General features: G+C 66.9%; 21 protein-coding genes. 18 read left to right on the forward strand and 3 right to left on the reverse strand.

The genetic code is table 11. From position 1 onward, the window contains the following. Positions 1 to 6 precede the first annotated feature (6 nt). The 9 genes from AX672_RS05915 (at position 7) to AX672_RS05955 (ending at position 6,702) form a co-directional block, all read left to right on the forward strand. The gene (locus AX672_RS05915; RefSeq protein ID WP_202189250.1) at positions 7 to 3,120 is read left to right on the forward strand and encodes a YdbH domain-containing protein; all 3,114 of its coding nucleotides are present in this window, start codon (positions 7 to 9) and stop codon (positions 3,118 to 3,120) included. Continuing rightward, positions 3,117 to 3,311 carry a YnbE family lipoprotein gene (locus AX672_RS05920; protein ID WP_066649778.1) on the forward strand — a complete coding sequence of 65 codons (195 nt, stop codon included), beginning with the start codon at positions 3,117 to 3,119 and terminating at the stop codon, positions 3,309 to 3,311. Before AX672_RS05915 ends, AX672_RS05920 begins: the two co-directional genes overlap by 4 nt. A 1-nt stretch (position 3,312) precedes the next feature. Beyond that, complete coding sequence (locus AX672_RS05925; RefSeq protein ID WP_066649781.1) at positions 3,313 to 3,678, forward strand: YdbL family protein; 366 nt, start codon at positions 3,313 to 3,315, stop codon at positions 3,676 to 3,678. Between the two features lie 155 nt (positions 3,679 to 3,833). Further along, entirely contained in the window at positions 3,834 to 4,157 is a 324-nt protein-coding gene (locus tag AX672_RS05930) for an AtpZ/AtpI family protein (protein WP_066649784.1), read from the forward strand. Beyond that, complete coding sequence (locus AX672_RS05935) at positions 4,153 to 4,917, forward strand: F0F1 ATP synthase subunit A (protein WP_202189253.1); 765 nt, start codon at positions 4,153 to 4,155, stop codon at positions 4,915 to 4,917. Before AX672_RS05930 ends, AX672_RS05935 begins: the two co-directional genes overlap by 5 nt. Before the next feature lie 42 nt (positions 4,918 to 4,959). Continuing rightward, the gene (locus AX672_RS05940; protein WP_066649790.1) at positions 4,960 to 5,184 is read left to right on the forward strand and encodes a F0F1 ATP synthase subunit C; all 225 of its coding nucleotides are present in this window, start codon (positions 4,960 to 4,962) and stop codon (positions 5,182 to 5,184) included. Between the two features lie 49 nt (positions 5,185 to 5,233). Further along, positions 5,234 to 5,719, forward strand: a complete 486-nt coding sequence (locus tag AX672_RS05945) for a F0F1 ATP synthase subunit B family protein (RefSeq protein WP_066649793.1) — start codon at positions 5,234 to 5,236, stop codon at positions 5,717 to 5,719. A gap of 12 nt (positions 5,720 to 5,731) precedes the next feature. Then, positions 5,732 to 6,280, forward strand: a complete 549-nt coding sequence (locus tag AX672_RS05950; RefSeq protein ID WP_066649796.1) for a F0F1 ATP synthase subunit B family protein — start codon at positions 5,732 to 5,734, stop codon at positions 6,278 to 6,280. A gap of 98 nt (positions 6,281 to 6,378) precedes the next feature. Then, positions 6,379 to 6,702 (forward strand): hypothetical protein, encoded by a 324-nt coding sequence (locus tag AX672_RS05955; protein ID WP_066649798.1) that lies wholly within the window; start codon positions 6,379 to 6,381, stop codon positions 6,700 to 6,702. Positions 6,703 to 6,747: 45 nt separating this feature from the next. Here the strand turns inward: AX672_RS05955 and AX672_RS05960 are convergent, their stop codons facing one another. After that, a complete protein-coding gene (locus AX672_RS05960) occupies positions 6,748 to 7,467 on the reverse strand; it encodes an SDR family oxidoreductase (protein WP_066649802.1) in 720 nt (239 codons plus the stop codon). A gap of 195 nt (positions 7,468 to 7,662) precedes the next feature. Between AX672_RS05960 and uvrC the strand changes: the two genes are divergently transcribed. From uvrC to AX672_RS05985, 5 genes are all read left to right on the forward strand, one after another. Then, positions 7,663 to 9,585 carry an excinuclease ABC subunit UvrC gene (uvrC, locus tag AX672_RS05965; RefSeq protein ID WP_066649805.1) on the forward strand — a complete coding sequence of 641 codons (1,923 nt, stop codon included), beginning with the start codon at positions 7,663 to 7,665 and terminating at the stop codon, positions 9,583 to 9,585. Positions 9,586 to 9,656: 71 nt separating this feature from the next. After that, complete coding sequence (locus AX672_RS05970) at positions 9,657 to 10,619, forward strand: polysaccharide deacetylase family protein (RefSeq protein WP_066649808.1); 963 nt, start codon at positions 9,657 to 9,659, stop codon at positions 10,617 to 10,619. After that, complete coding sequence (locus AX672_RS05975) at positions 10,616 to 11,521, forward strand: GNAT family N-acetyltransferase (protein ID WP_082730406.1); 906 nt, start codon at positions 10,616 to 10,618, stop codon at positions 11,519 to 11,521. The genes AX672_RS05970 and AX672_RS05975 overlap by 4 nt, the downstream gene beginning before the upstream one ends. Before the next feature lie 36 nt (positions 11,522 to 11,557). Further along, positions 11,558 to 12,289 (forward strand): DNA repair protein RecO, encoded by a 732-nt coding sequence (gene recO, locus AX672_RS05980; RefSeq protein ID WP_066649814.1) that lies wholly within the window; start codon positions 11,558 to 11,560, stop codon positions 12,287 to 12,289. Between the two features lie 28 nt (positions 12,290 to 12,317). Further along, the gene (locus AX672_RS05985) at positions 12,318 to 13,451 is read left to right on the forward strand and encodes a glycosyltransferase family 2 protein (RefSeq protein WP_066649817.1); all 1,134 of its coding nucleotides are present in this window, start codon (positions 12,318 to 12,320) and stop codon (positions 13,449 to 13,451) included. Here AX672_RS05985 and AX672_RS05990 read toward each other — a convergent pair. After that, positions 13,448 to 14,695, reverse strand: a complete 1,248-nt coding sequence (locus tag AX672_RS05990; protein ID WP_202189251.1) for a phospholipid carrier-dependent glycosyltransferase — start codon at positions 14,693 to 14,695, stop codon at positions 13,448 to 13,450. The two genes, AX672_RS05985 and AX672_RS05990, sit on opposite strands and share 4 nt — an antisense overlap. Positions 14,696 to 14,782: 87 nt before the next feature. On the opposite strand from AX672_RS05990, the gene AX672_RS05995 reads away from it, so the two are divergent. From AX672_RS05995 to AX672_RS06010, 4 genes are read left to right on the forward strand one after another with little or no spacing between them, the layout of a single operon-like run. After that, entirely contained in the window at positions 14,783 to 15,985 is a 1,203-nt protein-coding gene (locus tag AX672_RS05995) for a trans-sulfuration enzyme family protein (protein ID WP_066649841.1), read from the forward strand. A gap of 8 nt (positions 15,986 to 15,993) precedes the next feature. After that, the gene (gene apaG / locus AX672_RS06000) at positions 15,994 to 16,392 is read left to right on the forward strand and encodes a Co2+/Mg2+ efflux protein ApaG (RefSeq protein ID WP_066649900.1); all 399 of its coding nucleotides are present in this window, start codon (positions 15,994 to 15,996) and stop codon (positions 16,390 to 16,392) included. 7 nt (positions 16,393 to 16,399) lie between these two features. Beyond that, positions 16,400 to 17,191, forward strand: a complete 792-nt coding sequence (locus AX672_RS06005; protein WP_066649848.1) for a LysR family transcriptional regulator — start codon at positions 16,400 to 16,402, stop codon at positions 17,189 to 17,191. Continuing rightward, positions 17,188 to 17,712 carry a GNAT family N-acetyltransferase gene (locus AX672_RS06010; protein WP_331711174.1) on the forward strand — a complete coding sequence of 175 codons (525 nt, stop codon included), beginning with the start codon at positions 17,188 to 17,190 and terminating at the stop codon, positions 17,710 to 17,712. The genes AX672_RS06005 and AX672_RS06010 overlap by 4 nt, the downstream gene beginning before the upstream one ends. Positions 17,713 to 17,715: 3 nt before the next feature. Here AX672_RS06010 and AX672_RS06015 read toward each other — a convergent pair whose 3' ends face one another. Beyond that, entirely contained in the window at positions 17,716 to 18,942 is a 1,227-nt protein-coding gene (locus AX672_RS06015; protein WP_168727360.1) for an energy transducer TonB, read from the reverse strand. Positions 18,943 to 18,971: the final 29 nt, after the last annotated feature.

Raw genomic sequence — 18,971 nt, forward strand, 5'->3', positions numbered from 1 at the left:
GCAAGCGTGACCGAATCGACCGGGGTGGTCCCGCGCCGCAACAGGCGCGCGCGCTGGATGGGCGGTTCGCTGGCTGTGTTGGCGCTAGCGGCGGTGGGGTTGTGGATCGAACGACGGCCGATCGCCACGCATTTCGTCGATCGCGAGCTCGCCCGTCGCGGCGTTCCGGCGCGCTATGCCATTGCCGACATCGGCGTGCGGACGCAGCGGCTGACCGATGTCGTGATCGGCGATCCCGCGCGACCCGATCTGGTCGCGGACTGGGTCGAACTGACGACCGATGTCTCGCTGGCGGGGGCCAGCGTCTCGGCGGTACGTGCGGGCACGGTACGCGTGCGCGCGCGGTTCGCGGACGGTCGACTGAAGCTTGGCGCGCTCGACCGGCTGTTGCCGCAGACGCCCGGCAAGCCCTTCGCCCTGCCGCAGATTGCCGTCGATGTCGCTGACGCGCGGCTGCGGCTCGAAACACCGGCCGGGATCATCGGCGCCAAGCTCGCCGGGCGTGGGCGGCTCGACAATGGGTTCAGCGGACGGCTGGCACTGATTGCCGATCGGCTGGGGGATAAGGACTGCACGGCCCAGCGGGTCGCGGCGCTGCTCGCGGTGCGGATCACCGAGCGGCAGCCCGGCATCACTGGCCCGGTGCGCGCCGGCACGGTGACCTGCGCGGGCATCGCAGCAACCGGGGCGGTGACGGACATCGACGCGCTGCTCGACGCCCGGCTCGATCGGTGGCGAGGGCAGGGGCGAGTCGCGCTCGACCGCGTGCAGGCGCGACAGGGGCGGCTGAGTACGCTGGCCGGTGCGATCGATTTCGACGGTGGTCCGAAACGGACGGCGGGGCGGCTCGACCTGCACTCCGGGGCGGCCGACACCGCCGACGCGCGCGCGGCGGCGCTGCGGCTGACCGGGCAATATCATGTCGGCACGGCGGGCTATGGCTTCGACGGCACGGCATCGGCGCAGCATGCCGCTCTTGGCCCGCGCTGGCTCGCTGCGCTGTCGCGGGCAAGGGCGGCGGGGCAGGGCACGCCGGTCGGACCACTGCTGGCGCAGGCGGCAAGCGCGACATCGGCGGCAGCGCGCGACTTTGCGGCCAGTGCCGATGTGCGGTTGACCGGCGCGGGCAGCGACTTTGCGCTCAACCTGGCCAATGCCGATCTCGCCAGCCGCACCGCGCTCCGGGCGACGCTCAACGGCGGCGAAGGCGTCGCGATCGATTCGCGCGGCATTCGCGTCGATGGGCTGTTCGCGCTGACCGGGGGCGGCTTGCCGGGCGCGGTGATGCGGCTGTCGCAGGCGAGCCCGCGCGCACCGATTCGCGGCAGCGGTTTCGTGCGCCCCTATGCGGTGGGCGACGCGCGGCTGGCGCTCGGCGATGTCGATTTCAGTGCGGCGCCGGGTGCGACCCGGATCACTGCCAATGCCGTGCTGAGCGGCCCCTTGGCCGATGGGCGCGTCGAAGGCGCGCGGGCGCCGATCGAGGCCTATTGGAACGGCCGCAGTCTGCGGATCAACCCGGGCTGCACTGCGCTTGCTTTCGAATCGCTGCGGGTAGGCTCGCTCGCGCTCGACGCGAGTCGGCTGAAGCTGTGCGCCGAAGGCGATGCGCTGGCGCGGATCGACGGCAATCGGGTGAGCGGCGGCTTGCGGCTGGGCGCGACGCAATTGAAGGGGCGGCTGGGCGGCAGCCCGCTGCTGCTGACTGCCGCAAGCGCGCGCTACGGCCTTGCCGACAACCGCTTTGCGGCGACCGGACTTGATGCACGGCTGGGTGCCGATGACCGAGTGACGCACATCGCGGCCGCCGCCTTCGACGGGGCGCTTGCCGATCGCGGCGCGGCGGGCAGGTTCAGTGGCGCCAGCGGCGCGATCGCCAAGGTGCCGCTGTTACTGAGCGGAGGCACCGGCGGGTGGCGATTCGACGGCAAGACATTGGCGCTAGATGGCGCGCTGCAGGTGGCGGACGCCGACCCGGAGCCGCGCTTCTACCCGCTCGACACCCGCGACGTCGCGCTGACGCTGGCCGACAACCGGATCGCGGCGACGGGCACGCTGACGACGCCAGCCGGTGGCACGACCGTCGCCCGCGTCACGATCGCGCATGATCTCGACAGCGCAAGCGGCCATGCCGATCTCGTGGTGCCCGGGCTGCGCTTCAGCGAAGCATTCCAGCCCGACAAGCTGACGCGCTTCACCTACGGTGTCGTTGCCGAAGTGAAGGGTGACGTCACGGGCGCGGGTCGGATTGCATGGACGGGCGACTCGGTGACGAGCGAGGGCGTGTTCCGAACGCCGGGCATCAATCTCGATGCTGCCTTTGGCCCGGTTGAGGGACTGGCAACCGAGATACGGTTCACCGACCTGCTCAATCTGGTCAGCGCGCCGGGGCAGCAAGTGGCGCTGGCGAGTGTCAATCCGGGCGTACCCGTCGAAGGCGGCGTCATCCGCTACCAGACGCTCGCCAACCAGCATGTCCGGATCGAAGGCGGGCGCTGGCCGTTCGCCGGCGGCACGCTGATTCTCGAACCCGCCGAGCTCGATCTGGCGATCAGCGCCGAACGGCGGTTGACCTTCCGGCTCGAAGGGGTCGACGCGGCGCAATTCCTGCAGGAGCTTGATTTCAAGAACCTAAGCGCGACCGGCACGTTCGACGGGGTGCTGCCGATCATCTTTGACGCCAAGGGCGGGCGGATCGAAGGCGGCGAGCTCAACGTCCGTGAAGGCGGCGGGACGATAGCCTATGTTGGCGAGGTGACTCAGGAGAACCTTGGTTTCTGGGGCAACACGGCGTTCCAGGCGCTCAAGTCGCTACGCTACAAGCGGCTGGCGATTGCCATGAACGGTGCGCTCGCGGGCGACATGATCACCGAAGTGCGTTTTTCAGGCGTCAGCCAGGGCGCGGGCGCCAAGAGCAATTTCCTGATCCGCCGGCTGCAGAAGCTGCCCTTTCTGTTCAACGTGCGGATTCAGGCGCCTTTCCGGCAATTGTTCGACCTGTCCGATCCGGGCGGCTATGCACGCCGGGTATTGTCGGAAAGCATGTTAGCGCCGGAGACGAGCGCCGCACCTGTTCAGCCGCGCGCAAGCGAGCCTGTGCCAAAGGGGGAGACGAAATGAAACGAGCGAGCATGGCAATGATGGCCGGTTTCGGCACGGGACTAGCGGCGGCACTTGGCGGCTGCGTCAATGTCACGGCACCCGACAAGCCGATCGTCATCAACCTCAACATCAACGTGACGGCGCAAGTGGTGCTGAAACTCGATGGTGAGGCCAAGAAGGTAATCGAACAGAACCCGGGGATTTTCTGAGATGAACAAGATCCTGATTGCAGCGCTTGCAGCCCTGGTCGCGGCCGCCCCCGCCACCGCGCAGCGCGATCCCGCTTATGCCGATGCACGCGCCAAGGGGCAGGTCGGCGAACAGCCCGACGGCTATCTCGGCATCGTCGGCACGCCCACCGATGACCTGCGCCGGATCGTCAGCAACATCAACATCCAGCGCAAGGCCGCCTATACCCGCGGCGCGGCGGATGGGGGCACCGTCGAGCAATTCGCCTTCGTGTCGGGCTGCAACCTGATTCTGAAGACCGTGCCCGGCGAAAAATATCAGGCGCCCGACGGCAGCTGGCACACCCGCACCGACGCCGCGCCTGAGCGCGACCCGCGCTGTCTGTAAGCACGAACCGGGCGAATTCCGCCCGGTTCGGCGCTGCGGTTGACTTGGCAGATTGGGCTTTCTAAACGGGCGCCGCAACGCGGGGCTTGGGCTTCCGCGTAGCTCAACCGTCGCCCGCACCAATGCGCGGCGGCGTTTCTTTATCAGGATGGGCTGTGAGCTTCGCGTTGGCCGATAATCGCCAGAACGGACATGACGACCTCGACGCCCGGATTGCGCGCGCCAAGGCCGAGCATCTGCGCCCGTCGGCGAAGGACAAGCTGGCGGAAACGCGCGGCTGGTCGGTCGCGATCGAATTCGTCGGCATGGTGCTGGTGTCGGCGGCTATCGGCTACGGCATCGACACTTACGCCGGGCTCGGCACGCGTCCTTTTGCGATGATCGCGATGCTGGTGCTAGGCTTTGCCGGCGCGGTCTATCGCACCGTCCAGGATTCGCAGAAGTTCGACGCTGCGCCCGACAACGACAAGAAGGATTGAGGCGACCGATATGGCCGGCCCGATGGAACAGTTTGCGCTCAAGGTGATCACGCCGCTTGCGGTTGGAGGCTATGACGTCTCGTTCACCAACTCGTCGCTGTGGATGGCGGTCGCGACGGTCGCGATTGCGGTTTTCCTGTTCGTCGGCACCGCGCGGCCGCAGCTGGTGCCCGGTCGCTGGCAGGCGGCGGTCGAATATCTCTATGATTTCGTGCGCAACATGCTCGACGAAAATGTCGGGCCCGAAGGGCGCCGCTATGCGCCGCTGATCTTCACGATCTTCATTTTCGTGTTGGTGTGCAACCTGCTCGGCCTGATCCCCTGGGTCGGTGCCTTCACCCCGACCAGCCATGTGTCGGTCACGCTGGGGCTGGCGATGATCGTCTTCGTGACGGTGTGCGTCGTCGGCTTCGCGCGACACGGCCTGCACTTCTTCTCGCTGTTCTGGCCGCATGGCTCGGGCGTGGCGCTCGGCGCGTTCGTGTTCGTGATCGAGATCCTCTCCTTCCTCAGCCGCCCGTTCACGCTCGCCATCCGACTGTTCGCGAACATGACCGCGGGCCACGTGCTGCTGAAAGTGTTCGGCACGTTCGTCGTCGCGCTCGGCTCGTTCGGGGCGCTGCCCTATGTGTTCGGTGTGCTGCCGCTCGCGGTGAACGTCGCGCTGTCGGCGCTCGAAGTGCTGATCGCGGTGGTGCAGGCCTATGTGTTTGCGCTGCTCGCGTCGCTGTACCTCAACGACGCGGTCAATCTGCACTAAGATTTTGTTCTGTTTGTTGTTTTCAAGCGAAAGGTTATCGAAATGGACGTTGGTTCGGCAAAGGTTATCGGTGCAGGTCTGGCCGCAATCGGTGCGGGTCTCGCTGCGATCGGCGTGGGTTCGATCTTCGGTCAGTATCTGAACGGCGCGCTGCGCAACCCTGAAGCGGATGCCAAGATGGGCGGCCGCCTGATCTTCGGCTTCGCGGTGACCGAAGCGCTCGGCCTGATCGCGGCCGTCGTCGCGCTGGCGCTCGCCTTCTCGTAAGAGCAGCGCTCGCCTTTCGACCCCAGCTTTTGGAGAGGCCGCCCCGGCCATGCCGCAGTTCGATTTCACTCATGTCTTCTGGCCGCAAATCGCGTGGCTGGCCGTCTTCTTCGTGATCCTCTACTTCGGGGTGGTCGGTCCCACTTTACCCAAGCTGGGCAAGGTGATGGGCGAGCGCGAAGCCAAGGTCATGGGTGACATCGCCTCGGCAGAAGCCGCCAAGGCGACGTCCGACCAGCTGGCGGCCGATTACCAGGCGGGCGTGACCGCCGCGCAGGACGAGGCGCGCGCGCGCCTCGCCAAGGCGCGTTCGGATGCGGCAGCAGCACTCGACCAGAAGCTGAAGAGCGCCAATGCCAAGATCGACACGGACACCGAAGCGGCGACCGCAGCACTCGCCGACGCCCGGGCGAAGGCAATGACGGAGATCGAGGCCGTGGCAGCCGATGCTGCGGCGTCGATTGTCGAGAAGCTGACGGGCGCGCGCCCGGCCGAGCCGGTCGCGGCCGATGCCGTGCGCGCGGCGCTGGCATAAGGGGCGGATGCGATGATGACATTGATCCTCGCGGCCGGCGGTGCCGCCCATCACGAAGAACATGGCCCGACGCTGCTCGGCCTCAGCGCCGAAGGCTGGGTCTATGTCGGCCTGACGATTTTCATTCTGCTGGCGATCTTCGTCGCCAAGGCGCCGCAGCGGATCACGCAGGCGCTGGATGCGCGGATTGCCGACACGCGGCGTCAGCTCGACGAAGCGGCGCGGCTGCGCGCCGAAGCCGAGGCCCTGCTTGCCGACGCCAAGGCCCGTAGCGCCGCGAGTGCCGGCGACGCGGCGGCGATCATTGCGCAGGCCGAGGCCGAGGCGCAAGCAATGCTCGCCAAGGCCGAATCGGATGCCAATGATCTGGTCGCGCGGCGTACCAAGATGGCCGAGGACAAGATCGCTGCCGCCGAACGCGGTGCGATTGCCGAGGTTCGTGCGGTTGCTGCGCGGGCGGCTGCGACCGCTGCGGGCGCGATCATTGCCGGACAGCATGGCGCAGATGCCGACCGCGCGCTGGTCGATCGCACGATTTCTGGGTTGTCGCGCCCCAATTAAGCGCGGGCGGCGCCGAATTGCGCTGGCGTTGGCGATGAAAATCGGGTGAGATTGCGGCGCGGTTATTTCGTGACCGTTCCTAGCACCCCGAGGATTGTATGAAGCTTATCGCCCTTGCCGCGCTGGTCTCGATCGCCGCGACCCCTGCTTTCGCTCAGACTGCCCCGGCGCCCACCACGCCGGCGCCCGCCACCGCTGCCACGGCAGCGAAGTTCAACCTCGACACGCCGATCGAGCAGCTCGTCGCCGACGAAAAGGCGAAAGCGGTCCTGATGACCGTGCTCGGCAGCGACATCACGCAGAATCCCTTCTACGATCAGATCAAGGCCATGAGCTTTGCGCAGGTACAGCCGCTCTCGCAGGGCCAGCTGACCGACGATACGATGAAGAAGCTCGCCGAAGGTCTCGCGGCGATCAAGTAAGTCTGGCACATCGTCGGCGCGTGTGTCGCGCGCCGACGATGATCCCTAGTATCTCAGCATCACGCGCCGCGCGACTGCAGGCGCAAGATTGTGCACCCCGTTCAACAGCTTGACCATCCCGACATGGGCCTCGCTGCGTCCGGCAGCTATCGCCTCGGCGATTTCGCGCGCGCAGGCTTCCGGCGCCATCTTGCGATGCGGGTTGTCGGCGGTCATTGCCGTATCGACAACCGGCGGCAGCACTTCGAGCACGCTGATAGGGCTGTCGGACAGCTGCGCGCGCAGCGACTGAGTGAAGCTGCGCAGCCCCGCCTTGGTCGCGCAATAGACCGGCGAGCGGGCATTGGGGGCAATCGCCAGCCCTGAGGTCACGTTGACGATCATCGCCTCGGGCCGCTCGCGCAGCGCGCCGATCAGCCGCGTGACGAGATGGATCGGCGCGGTCAGATTGAGCGCAATCGCGCGGTCGATTTCGCCCAGATCGATCAGCGTGCCGATATCATAGGGCGCGCCGATCCCGGCATTGTTGACCAGAATGTCGATCGGCCAGCTATGGACGGCATTGACGATCGTGTCGCGCCCGGTGTCGGTCGCGAGATCCGCGGCGACGGCCTCCAGCCCTTCGGCACGCGCGCTTTCGAGCCGATCGGGCGTGCGGCCGCACACCATCACCGCGACGCCGCGCCCGCGCAGCTCGCGGGCCAGCGCCAGCCCGATACCGTCGGTGCCGCCCGTGACGAGCGCGCGCTTGCCTTCGAGTTTCATGCTCTGCCCCCGCGCCAACCGCCGTTTGTTGCGTCCCTAACATGATGCCCCAGCGGCGCAGCGATCGCCAGAAGTTACTTGGGTTTAGCGGTCGGCAGGCAAAAGGTCGGGCAGTCAGCATTCACCGGCGCGGCATCGCCATCATGGCCAGCTGCCGATGTTGCCGGGCCGGGCGGCGGCGCCTAAATCGTGCCGGTGCAGGAACCGCAATCGCCCGACCGCTTCAACGAGGAAAAAGCAACTTACGCCGTGCGCGGCGCCGATGCGCCTGATCTGGCGGGCGGGGTCGCGGCGATCCGCAACGTGCTGGCGACATTGCCCGCGCGACCGGGCGTGTACCGGATGCACGACGCACGTGGTGATGTCCTGTACGTCGGCAAGGCCCGCGCGCTGAAGAACCGCGTCACCAACTACACCCAGGTCGACCGGCTGCCGAAGCGGCTCCAGCGGATGGTGGCGCTCACCCGGTCGATGACGATCGTCACCACCAATAACGAGGCCGAAGCGCTGCTGCTCGAAGCGCAGCTGATCAAGCGCTATCGTCCTGCGTACAACGTGCTGCTGCGCGACGACAAAAGCTTCCCCTTCATCCTGCTGCGCGCCGACCATGAGTTCCCGCGCATCCAGAAGCATCGCGGCGCGCGGCGCGCCAAGGGCAATTACTACGGCCCGTTCGCCAGTGCGGGGTCGGTCAACACCACGCTCAATGCGCTGCAGAAGCTGTTTTTGCTCAGGAGTTGCACCGACGGCTTCATGAAGCGGCGCGACCGGCCGTGCCTGCTCTACCAGATCAAGCGCTGCTCGGCGCCGTGCGTCGGGCGGATCAACGCCGATGACTATGCCGAACTGGTCGCCGACGCGAAGGCGTTCCTCGCAGGCAAATCGACCGAAGTGCAGGCCAAGCTGGGCGCGCAGATGCAGGCGGCAGCCGAGAATATGGACTTCGAGCTCGCCGCGATCCTGCGCGATCGGCTGCGGGCGCTGACGTTCATTCAGGGGAGCCAGGCGATCAACGCCGATGGCGTCGGCGACGCCGACATTTTCGCGATGGCGTGCAAGAATGGCGTGATCGGCATCCAGGCATTTTTCATCCGCGGCGGGCAGAATTGGGGTCACCGCAGCTTCTTCCCCGCCCACACCGCCGATGTGCCCGAGGACGAGGTGCTGACGAGCTTCCTCGGCCAATTCTATGAAGAGGTCCCGCCGCCGCGCACGGTGTTGGTCGATCGCGCGCTGCCCGAGGGCGAGCTGCTCGGTGAAGCGCTCGGCGCGCGGGCTGGGCACAAGGTGAGCTTTGCGGTGCCGGCGCGGGGTGTGCGGCGCAAGCTGCTTGATCAGGCGCGGCGCAATGCCGAAGAAGCGCTCGACCGCCGCCTTGCCGAATCGACGACGCAGGCGAAGCTGCTGCGCGAAGTCGCCGAGCTGTTCGACCTGCCCGAGCCGCCCGATCGCATCGAAATTTACGACAACAGCCATATTCAGGGTACCAATGCGCTCGGCGCGATGGTCGTCGCCGGGCCGGAGGGGTTCCGCAAAAGCCAGTATCGCAAATTCAACATCAAACGGCCCGAGACCGTGGCGGGCGATGATTTCGGCATGATGCGCGAAGTGCTCCAGCGGCGATTCGCGCGCGCGCAGGACGAGGACCCCGATCGCGACGCAGGCGACTGGCCCGATCTGGTGCTGCTCGACGGCGGGCGCGGGCAGTTGAACGCCGCGCGTGCCGCGCTTGAGGAACTGGGCATCGAGGATGTCTGCCTTGTCGGCATCGCCAAGGGGCCGCATCACGGCCGCGACGGGCGTGAGGTATTTCACCTGATGGACGGGCGCGAATTCCAGCTGCCGGTCAATGCGCCGGTGCTGTTCTACCTCCAGCGCTTACGCGACGAAGTCCACCGCTTCGCGATCGGCGCGCACCGCGCGAAGCGGGCCAAGGCGATCGGCGCTAGCCCGCTCGACGAGGTCCCCGGCATCGGCCCGGCTCGCAAAAAGGCGCTGCTGATGCATTTCGGCACGGCGCGGGCCGTGCGCGGCGCGAGTTTGGAAGATTTGCAGAAAGCACCCGGTGTCAGCGCGGCGGTGGCGCAGCAAATCTATGATTTCTACCACGCCCGCTAGGTGTGTATGGCGAACCAGCAGCGCGGCACAGAGTTTGGGGAATTTTCATGTTCTGCGGCTAAGCCGGACACATGCCGACGCCCGTTTTTTTCACTATCGATACCGAAATCATCTGGCGTCACCATGCCGCGGGGCATGATCTGGCGACGCTGTACGAGCGGTCGTTCGAGCCGGCGGGCGTCGGGGTATCCTATCAACTGGCAACGCTGGCAAAGCATGGGCTGAAGGCCTGCTTCTTCATCGATCCGATGCCGGCGACGATTTTCGGGCTCGATCCGATCAAGCGCATTGTCGACAGGGTGTTGAGCGCGGGGCAGGGCGTCCAACTCCATCTCCACCCGAATTGGACCGGCGCAGCAGCGGGCGACCGGGGCAGCAGCTATGCCCGGTTCCAGATGTGCGAATTCACTCTGGCCGAGCAGCGCGAACTGATTGCGCAGGCGCGCGACCTGCTCGTCGCCGCCGGAGCACCGGCGCCGCTCGCGTTTCGTGCCGGCAGCTATGCCGCCAACGACGATACTTTGGTGGCGCTGGCTGAACTCGGCTTTGCCTATGATTCGAGCCACGACGGATCGAACCATCCCTGGCCAAGCAATATCGGCCTGCCGCCGCGCCAGATCGCCCCGGTTGCGCGGCTGGGCCTGACCGAAATACCGGTGACCGTGATCGAGGATAGCCCCGGCAAACTGCGCACGGTCCAGATTTGCGCGCTGTCGACCACCGAAATGCGCGCTGCGCTCGACCATGCAGCGGCGCAGGGGCATCAGGCCGTGACGATCGTCAACCATGGTTTCGAACTGGCCAATCGATCGGGCACGGCCCCCAATGCCGTCCATGTCCGCCGCTTCAATGCACTCTGCGCGTTTCTTGAGGCGCATCGCGACAGGCTGCCGACGACGCACTTCAAGGACCTTCCGGGCATCCCGCTGGAGCTGGGCCGCAGCGACGTGCCGCTCGCCGCCAGCGCCATGCGACGGCGCTGGCGCCAGGCCGAGCAGCTCTGGTCGAATCGGGTGGCCGAGCGCGCTGCATGAGCGCCACTCGACAGGCGCTGCGCTTTCAGGTCGGGGCGCGGACGATTTTCGCGATCGACCGGGCGCTGGTGCGCGTGGCGCTGTCGCTCGACGATGCGCTGGCAGTCCGCGCGCCGACTTTACCGACGCTCGACCGCGACGCCGATGGTTATGCCATCACGTCGCTGCCCGAAGCGCGTGTTGCCGATGTGGCGACTGGCGGGCTGTTTGCCTTCGTCCGCCAGCACTATACGCGGCATTACATCGACCTGACGATCGGCCATGACGCCTATCTCGCCGGGCTGAGCGCGAACACGCGGTCTGGCATCAAACGCAAGGCAAAGAAGCTCGCGCAGGCGAACGGCGGCACACTCGACGTGCGGCGCTTCCGGACGCCGACGGAGATCGAGGCATTTCACGAAGTGGCGCTGACGCTGTCGCGCAAGACCTATCAGGCGAAGCTGCTCGGCGGCGGCTTGCCCGAGGACGCGCGCTTCGTGCGATCGATGCTCGAACTGGCGGCGGCCGATGCGGTGCGTGCGTGGCTGCTCTATCTGGATGGCCAGCCAGCAGCCTATCTCTACTGCCCGGTCGATCATGGCACGGTGCGCTATGACCATGTCGGCCATGATCCTGCCTTCGCCGATCTGTCGCCGGGCAGCGTGCTGCAGATGGAAGCGATGCGCGACCTGTTCGCCGAGGGTTGCCACCGCCGCTTCGACTTCACCGAAGGCGAGGGGCAGCATAAGCGGCAGTTCGCGACCGATGGTGTCGCCTGCGTCGACTTGCTGCTGCTCCGCCCGACAATTGCCAATCGCGCGACGGTGGCGGCGCTCGGGGCGTTCGACGGCGGCATGGCACGGGCCAAGCGGATCGTGAACCGGCTCGGCCTGCAGGCACTGGCGAGGCGCATCCGCCGCTGATTTCCGTGCCGTGCCGGCGCGCGCTATAGCGAGGGCATGCATATCCGCGTCGAAGCCCTAATCCTCGCCGTGCGCGCGCATGGCGAGCATGGCGCGGTCGTGCGCGCGCTCACTGCCGATCACGGCCTGCAACCCGGCTATGTCCGCGGCGGACGGTCGACCCGGCTGCGACCGGTGCTGCAACCGGGCAATCTGGTGGTCGGCGACTGGCGCGCGCGCACCGACAGTCAGCTTGCTGCGCTGACGGTCGAGCTGGTGCACAGCCGGGCGCCGATGTTCGCCCAGCCGCTGCCCGCCGCCGCCATCGACTGGATCGCAACGCTGACGGCGACTGCCTTGCCCGAAGCGCAACCCTATCCGATCCTGTTCGCGACGCTGGCGGCGGTGCTTAACGCAATCGAGGCGGCGCCCGCCGCGCGCGATTGGGCGGCGGCGCTGGTGCGCTACGAGCTCCTGCTGCTGGCTGAGCTTGGCTTCGGGCTCGATCTTGGCCAATGCGCCGTGACTGGCGCCACCGAAGACCTCGTCTGGGTCAGCCCCAACAGCGGCGCGGCGGTCAGCGCGGTAGCAGGCGCGGCATATCGTGACCGGTTGCTGCCGCTGCCTGGTTTTCTGCGCGAGGGCGGCGCAGGGGATTGGCCGCAGGTGATCGCGGGACTGCGGCTGACCGGCCATTTTCTGGCGCGCGATCTGCTGAGCGGCCGCGCGGCCGAAGCTCTGGCAGCGCGCGAGCGACTGATCGACCGGCTCAACAGAGCGGTTGCGTGACGCTATCGCGGTCGGCAAGGGTGGAGCGATGCTCGACACCTTAACCACCAGCGATCAGCAGGCGACGTTGCTCCACGTGGCGATTGTGATCCCGACCTTCAACGAAGCCGCCAATGTGCCCCGGCTGGTCGAAAAGCTGAATGCGGCGCTGGCGGGCCTCGCCTGGGAAGCGATCTTCGTCGACGACGACAGCCCCGACGGCACCGCCGATGCGGCGCGGGCGCTGGCGCGGGCCGACCGGCGGGTGCGGGTGATCCAGCGCATCGGACGGCGCGGCTTGTCGTCGGCGTGCATCGAGGGGATGTGCGCCACGGCGGCGCCCGTGGTCGCGGTCATCGACGGCGATTTGCAACACGACGAGACGCTGCTGCCGCAGATGCTGGCGGCCCTGCACGCCGATGCCGCGCTCGACGTGGTGATCGGCTCGCGCTTTGTCGAGGGCGGCGGCACCGGCGACTGGGATCGCGACCGCGTAGCCAAATCGGCCTTCGCCACAAGGCTGTCGCGCCGCGTACTGAAGGCGGACCTGACCGATCCGATGAGCGGCTTTTTCATGATCCGCAGCGATGTCGTTCGCCGGATCGTGCCGAACCTGAACGCGATCGGCTTCAAGATCCTGCTCGATATCATGACCGCGAGCCCGCAGCCGCTGAAGTTCGTCGAGCTGCCCTACACCTTCCGCACGCGTGATGTCGGCGAGAGCAAGCTCGATCACGTTGTCGCGATGGAATTCCTGATCGCGCTCTACGACCGGATGTTCGGGCGGATCATCCCGGTGCGCTTCGCGATGTTCTCGGCAATCGGGCTGATCGGCGTCGGCGTGCACATGGCAGTGCTGTTCCCGATCGTCCGGCTGTGGGGCGAAGGAGCGTTTCTGGTCGGGCAAATCCTGGCCGCGGTCGTCGCAATGACCGCCAATTTTTTCCTCAATAACGCGCTCACTTATCGCGACCGGCGGCTGAAGGGAGTGAGGGCGCTGTTCGACGGCTGGGTGTCGTTCTGCGTGGTGTGTTCGGTCGGGCTGGTGGCGAACATTGGCGTCGCGGGGTTCCTCCACAACGCGCGCGACGGGAGCTGGGCCGTGTCGGCGCTGGTTGGAGTGCTGGTCGGCGCGGTGTGGAACTATGCGCTGTCGTCGCGCTTCGTCTGGGGTCGGTATTAACGCCAGCTCGCGAACCACATCCAGCGCAGGAACGCCTGATCGCCGTCGAGCGGTGCGGCCGAAATGATCGGGAAAAAATACGCGAACAGCGCGAAGGTCAGCACCAGCGCCGCTTCGCTGGCATATTTGAAGCGCGGTTCGGCATAGCGTTCGAGCGCGGCGGCAATCGCCAGACCGAGGAACACACTCGGCAGGTAATAATAATAGAAGAAGCCAATCTTCTTCGGGATCAGCACCCACATGCCATAGGAGCCCAGCCACAGCAGCGCGATCGCCAGCATCGGCTGCACGCGCTCGCGAATCCCCGCATAGAGGCAGGCGCCGACCGCGATCAGCCCGCCCCACATAACCGCCGGATTGCCGAGCAACAGGATGCCGCGCTGCACGCCTTCGACCGGTTCGTAGAGATACCACATCGGCCGCAGGTCGAGCGCCCAGCTCCACCACGGCGACTGATAGGGATGCAGCGGCAGGGGGGCGGTCTGCTGCGCGAAGATGCGGAACTGGTGGGGAATGAAGGTCGCGATCGTCAACGGCTCATAGCGGTAGAAAAAGGCAGGCGCGAAGGTCAGCGCATAAGTGGCGATGCTCACCAGCCCCAAGATCGCCAGCCCCGGCACCAGATCAATGCCGGCGAAATAGGTGCGGTTGCCGCGCAGCTTGAGCCAGATCATCGCCAGCCCCGCAAAGGCAACGAACGGAATCGCCGTCCATTTCGCGCCGACCGCCAGTCCGAGCAGGACGGCGCTGACCAACAGCCAGCGCCGGGCGGTGTCAGCGGGTGCGCGCGCGGCGGTTATCATCGTGACAATCGCCAGCATCACAAACGCCGCCATATAGCCGTCGAGCATCGCGATCCGCGCCTGGATATAGACGATGAAGTTCAGCAGCACGAAAATCGCGGCGTACAGCGCGGGGCGAACACGGCGGAACAGCTGCCAGCCGATCGCGAACACGCTCATGATCACAACCGCGCCCGCAATCGTCGAGAAAAAGCGCCAGCCGAAGCTGGTGTCGCCGAACAACAGGATCCCGCCGGCCATGATCGTCTTCGCGAGCAGCGGATGTTCGATGTTGTACGGCCCGTGCAGGTTGGCGATCGTTCGCGCCGCCTCCGAATAATAGACCTCGTCGAACACAGGCTTGGCCGGGATCGCGAGATTGGCGAGGAACAGCAGTTCGGCGGCGATGCCGAGCGCGAGTGCGATCAGGAACGGGCGTTGTGCTTGCGAATCGGTCGTCATCGCCCGGGCCTCTCCCATTTCGGCGGGCGCGGTTCAAGCGCCCCTGACCATTGACGGCAGGGCCCGCGAACCGGCAAACGGTCGGCGATGAAACGTCATACCGGACAATCCGACTCCGCCCGTCACTGGCGCCCCGCGACACAAGCCGTGCGCGGCGGCACCGCGCGCAGCGAATGGGGCGAGACGAGCGAGGCTTTGTTCCTCACCTCGGGCTATGCCTATGACTGCGCGGGCGATGCGGCGGCGCGCTTCGCTGGTGAGCAGGCGGGCATGACCTATTCGCGGCTGCAGAACCCGACGGTCGAAATGCTCGAGCACCGCATCGCCTTGCTCGAGGGCGCCGAGGCGTGCCGGACAATGGCGACCGGCATGGCGGCGATGACGGCGGCACTGCTGTGCCAGCTCCAGACCGGCGACCATGTCGTCGCGGGGCGCGCTGCGTTCGGCTCGTGCCGCTGGCTGGTCGACACACTGCTACCAAAGTTCGGGATTGCGACGACGACGGTCGATGCCCGCGATCCACAGGCGTTCGTCGATGCGGCGCGGCCCAACACCAAGGTGTTCTTTTTCGAAACCCCGGCCAATCCGACGATGGACATCGTCGATCTGAAAGCGGTGTGCGACATCGCGCGCGCGCGGGGCATCACGACGGTGGTCGACAATGCCTTTGCGACACCCGCGCTTCAGCGGCCGATGACGTTCGGCGCCGATGTGACCGCCTATAGCGCGACCAAGATGATGGACGGGCAGGGGCGCGTGCTGGCGGGCGCGGTGTGCGGGACCGCCGCCTTCATCAACGACGTGCTGTTGCCATTCACCCGCAACACCGGGCCGACGCTGTCGCCGTTCAATGCCTGGGTGGTGCTGAAGGGGCTCGAGACGCTCGATCTGCGCGTCCGGCGGCAGAGCGAGAATGCGCTTGCGGTCGGCCGCTTCCTTGAGGCGCGGGTGCCGCGCATCCTCCACCCCGGCCTCCCCAGCCACCCCCAGCATAATCTGGCGATGACCCAGATGAGCGCGTGCGGGCCGATCTTCGCCTTCGAGGTCGAGGGCCGCGCACAGGCGCACGGCCTGCTCGACGCGCTCGAACTGATCGACATTTCCAACAACATCGGCGATTCGCGTTCGCTGATGACGCACCCGGCTTCGACCACCCATTCGAGCGTTGCCGAGGATAAACGGATCGAAATGGGCATCGGTGAAGGCATGCTGCGGATCAATGTCGGCCTCGAAGATCCTGCCGACTTGATCGACGATCTTGATCGCGCGCTCGGCAAGGTCGGGCTATGATCGACGCGATGAAGTCCTTGTTTCCCAATGTCGCCGAGACGCAGGGCGTGATCGTGCGGGTGTCGGTCAGCTATCTGCCGGAGCAGAGCGACCCGCGCCGCGGGCGCTGGTTCTGGGCCTATCATGTGCGGATCGAGAATGAGGGCGACGTCGCGGTCCAGCTGCTGACGCGGCACTGGGTGATCACCGACGGGCGCGGCCTGCGCCATTCGGTCGAGGGCGAAGGCGTGGTCGGCGAACAGCCGCAGATCGCGCCGGGCGCGAGCTTCGACTATGTGTCGGGCTGTCCGCTGCAGACGCCGACGGGGTCGATGCAGGGCAGCTATCACATGATCGCCGCTGACGGCACGGCGTTCGACGTCGACATCCCCAAATTCGCGCTTATCGCGCCTGCCGTCGCGAGCTGAGCCCCCGATGAAGCGTACCCATTTGCCGCTCAACGGTCTGCGCGTGCTCGACGCCGCCGCGCGCCACCTGAGCTTCACCCGCGCCGCCGACGAACTCGCAGTGACGCCGGCGGCGGTCGGCCAGCAGATCCGCGCGCTGGAGGATACGCTGGGCGTGGTGCTGTTCCGGCGCACGACCAAGGGGCTGGAACTGACGCCCGAAGGCGAAGCGGGCCTCAGCGCGTTGCGCCACGGGCTGCTCCAGTTCGAAGAGTCAGTGCGCGCGATGCAGGCTGGCCAGTCGAGCAAGTCGCTGACCATCGCCGCCCCGCGCGACCTGACCGAGAAGTGGCTGCTGCCGCGCCTCGCCGAAATCGCGCATCAGGACCGCGAGCTGCGGTTCGCGCTGGTCAATGCCGATGAAGCTATCGACTTCACCGAGGCGAACCTCGACCTCGCGATCCGCTGGGGCGAGGGGCCGGGCGAGCATGAAGGCGAATCGCTCGAATCCGAAGGCATGGTGACGGTCGAGCGGCCGGGCGGCGGCGCCGATACCCGCATTTCGTGGCCCGGCTGCCTCAACGATCCCGAAGTATCGCTGGTGCGCGTCGGCGACGCCGGCCTCGCGCTCGATGCCGCCGCGGCGGGTATCGGCCGCGCAACCGTGCCCGAATTGCTGGCGCGTGCCGACATTGCCTCGGGCCGCGTCGTGGTAATCGGCGAGCCCAAGCCCTATCGGCTCGGCTATTGGCTGGTCGCGCCGCTGCCGCAGTGGCGGCAGAAAAAGGTCAAGGCGCTGGTGGAGGCGCTCTGCGCGTGAACGACCGGTTCGCGAGCGCGCGGCTCTGCATGCGTCCGCAAACCACCGGCGATGCCGAGGCGCTGTTTGAGGCTTACTCGGACGCCGATTTGATGCGCTACTGGTCGAGCGCGCCGCACACCGACCTCGACGAGACGCGGGCGTATCTCGGGGAGCGCGTGGACGACGCCAAATGGCGCGGCTGGTCGATCACGCTGAAGGGCGACGACCGTGCGATCGGCACGCTGGCAGCGGGCGAAGTGCGGCCCGGCGTCGCCGAGATCGGCTATCTGCTCGCGCGGCGCCATTGGGGGCAGGGGATTGCGCGTGAAGCCGTGACGCGGCTGCTCGACCTGTTGTTCATCGAGGAGGGCTGGCGCCGCGCCTGCGCCGATACCGATCCCGATAACGAAGCGTCGAACAAGCTGCTCCGCGCGCTGGGCTTCACGCTCGAAGGGCGGCTGCGCGGCGAATGGGAAACGCACATCGGCATCCGCGACAGCTTCATCTGGGGGCTGCTGCGCGAAGAGTGGCCGCGATGATTCCTAGCTTGCGGGTTTGACCTTCGCGGGGATCGGGTCGTTCGACAGGTCGAGCATTTCGATCTGCGGCGCGGCCGAGCGCTGGCGGATTCGCGTGCCCAGCTGCTCTTCCCAGCGCGATGTCAGCGTGTAGCGCTCGATCCGCAGGATACCGGGATCGCTCGGATCGCGCTTGAGCGGCGCATAACGGCGGGCACTGATCGTCGCGATGATCGGCTTCACCCAATCGTCGCCGTCGAGCTTGGGGCTCGCCCGAAGGACGCCCGCGTCGGTGACATGGCCGTCGGGGGCGACGTAGAAACTGATGTCCACCCACTGCTCGTCATAGTTTCGCAGCGCAATCCGGTTGAGCGCGCCGCCGCCGCTCAGCTCGCGGGTCGATGGCCGCAGTTCGGGAATCGGCGGGGCAAAGAGCAGAACGGGCCGGTCGCCCGCGCCTTCGTCCCTGAATTCGGCCAGCAACGCATCCAGCGCGCGCGTGTCGCCGGTGCGGGCGGCATTGCGCGCCTTGTACAGTCGGGCGGCGCGTACGAATGGCTTCAGACGAGGGTCGGGATTGGCGATCAGCTCGTCGAGCGCGCGACGTGCGCCGCTGGCATAGGTCGCCGGATCGCCAACCGCGTAGCTGCTGTAGAGCGCGCCCACGCGCAGCAGCGCAAAGCCCTCGACCGTCGGCAGGTCGAGTTCATGCGCGCGCCGGGCGACGCTGCGATAGGCCTCTTCGGCCGGTTCGAAGCGACCGAAACGCGCGAGCATGTCGCCGACTTCGATTCGAGCGCCGAGGATGCGGGGATCATCGGCTGGCAGCCCGGACTTGAGCGCGCTCAGCGTGTCATAGGTGCTGACCTGATAGGCCTCGCCCTCGCCGAGGTGCGCAGCGATCCTTGCGTTCGCGCGCAGCAGTTCGGAGACCGGCAGCGGATAATCCTTGGCAAAACGCTTGTTGCGGCCCCGCCCGGCGAGCAGCGTGCGACGCGCATCGGCATATTTGCCCGCCACGAACTGATTTTCCGCATGGCGCAAGGTCGCGGCGACATCCTGATCGACCGGACATTTGCGTGCGATGCATTCCTGCAGCGCGCGGTCGGTGTCGCGCAGCCGCTGCGCCGTGACGGTGACATCGGTGGGCGCCGGGGCGGGCGCAGGGCCGGACGGTGTCGTTTCGGGTGCCTGTTGGGCCAAGGCAGCGACGGGCAGCGCGAGCGCCACGGCAAGGCAAATGGTCCGCACGCGTTAGTCTCCCGGCGAGCAAGCGCTTG

The sequence above is a fragment of the Sphingomonas sp. CCH10-B3 genome (assembly GCF_001556185.1).
Taxonomy (GTDB): Bacteria; Pseudomonadota; Alphaproteobacteria; order Sphingomonadales; family Sphingomonadaceae; genus Sphingomonas; species Sphingomonas aquatica.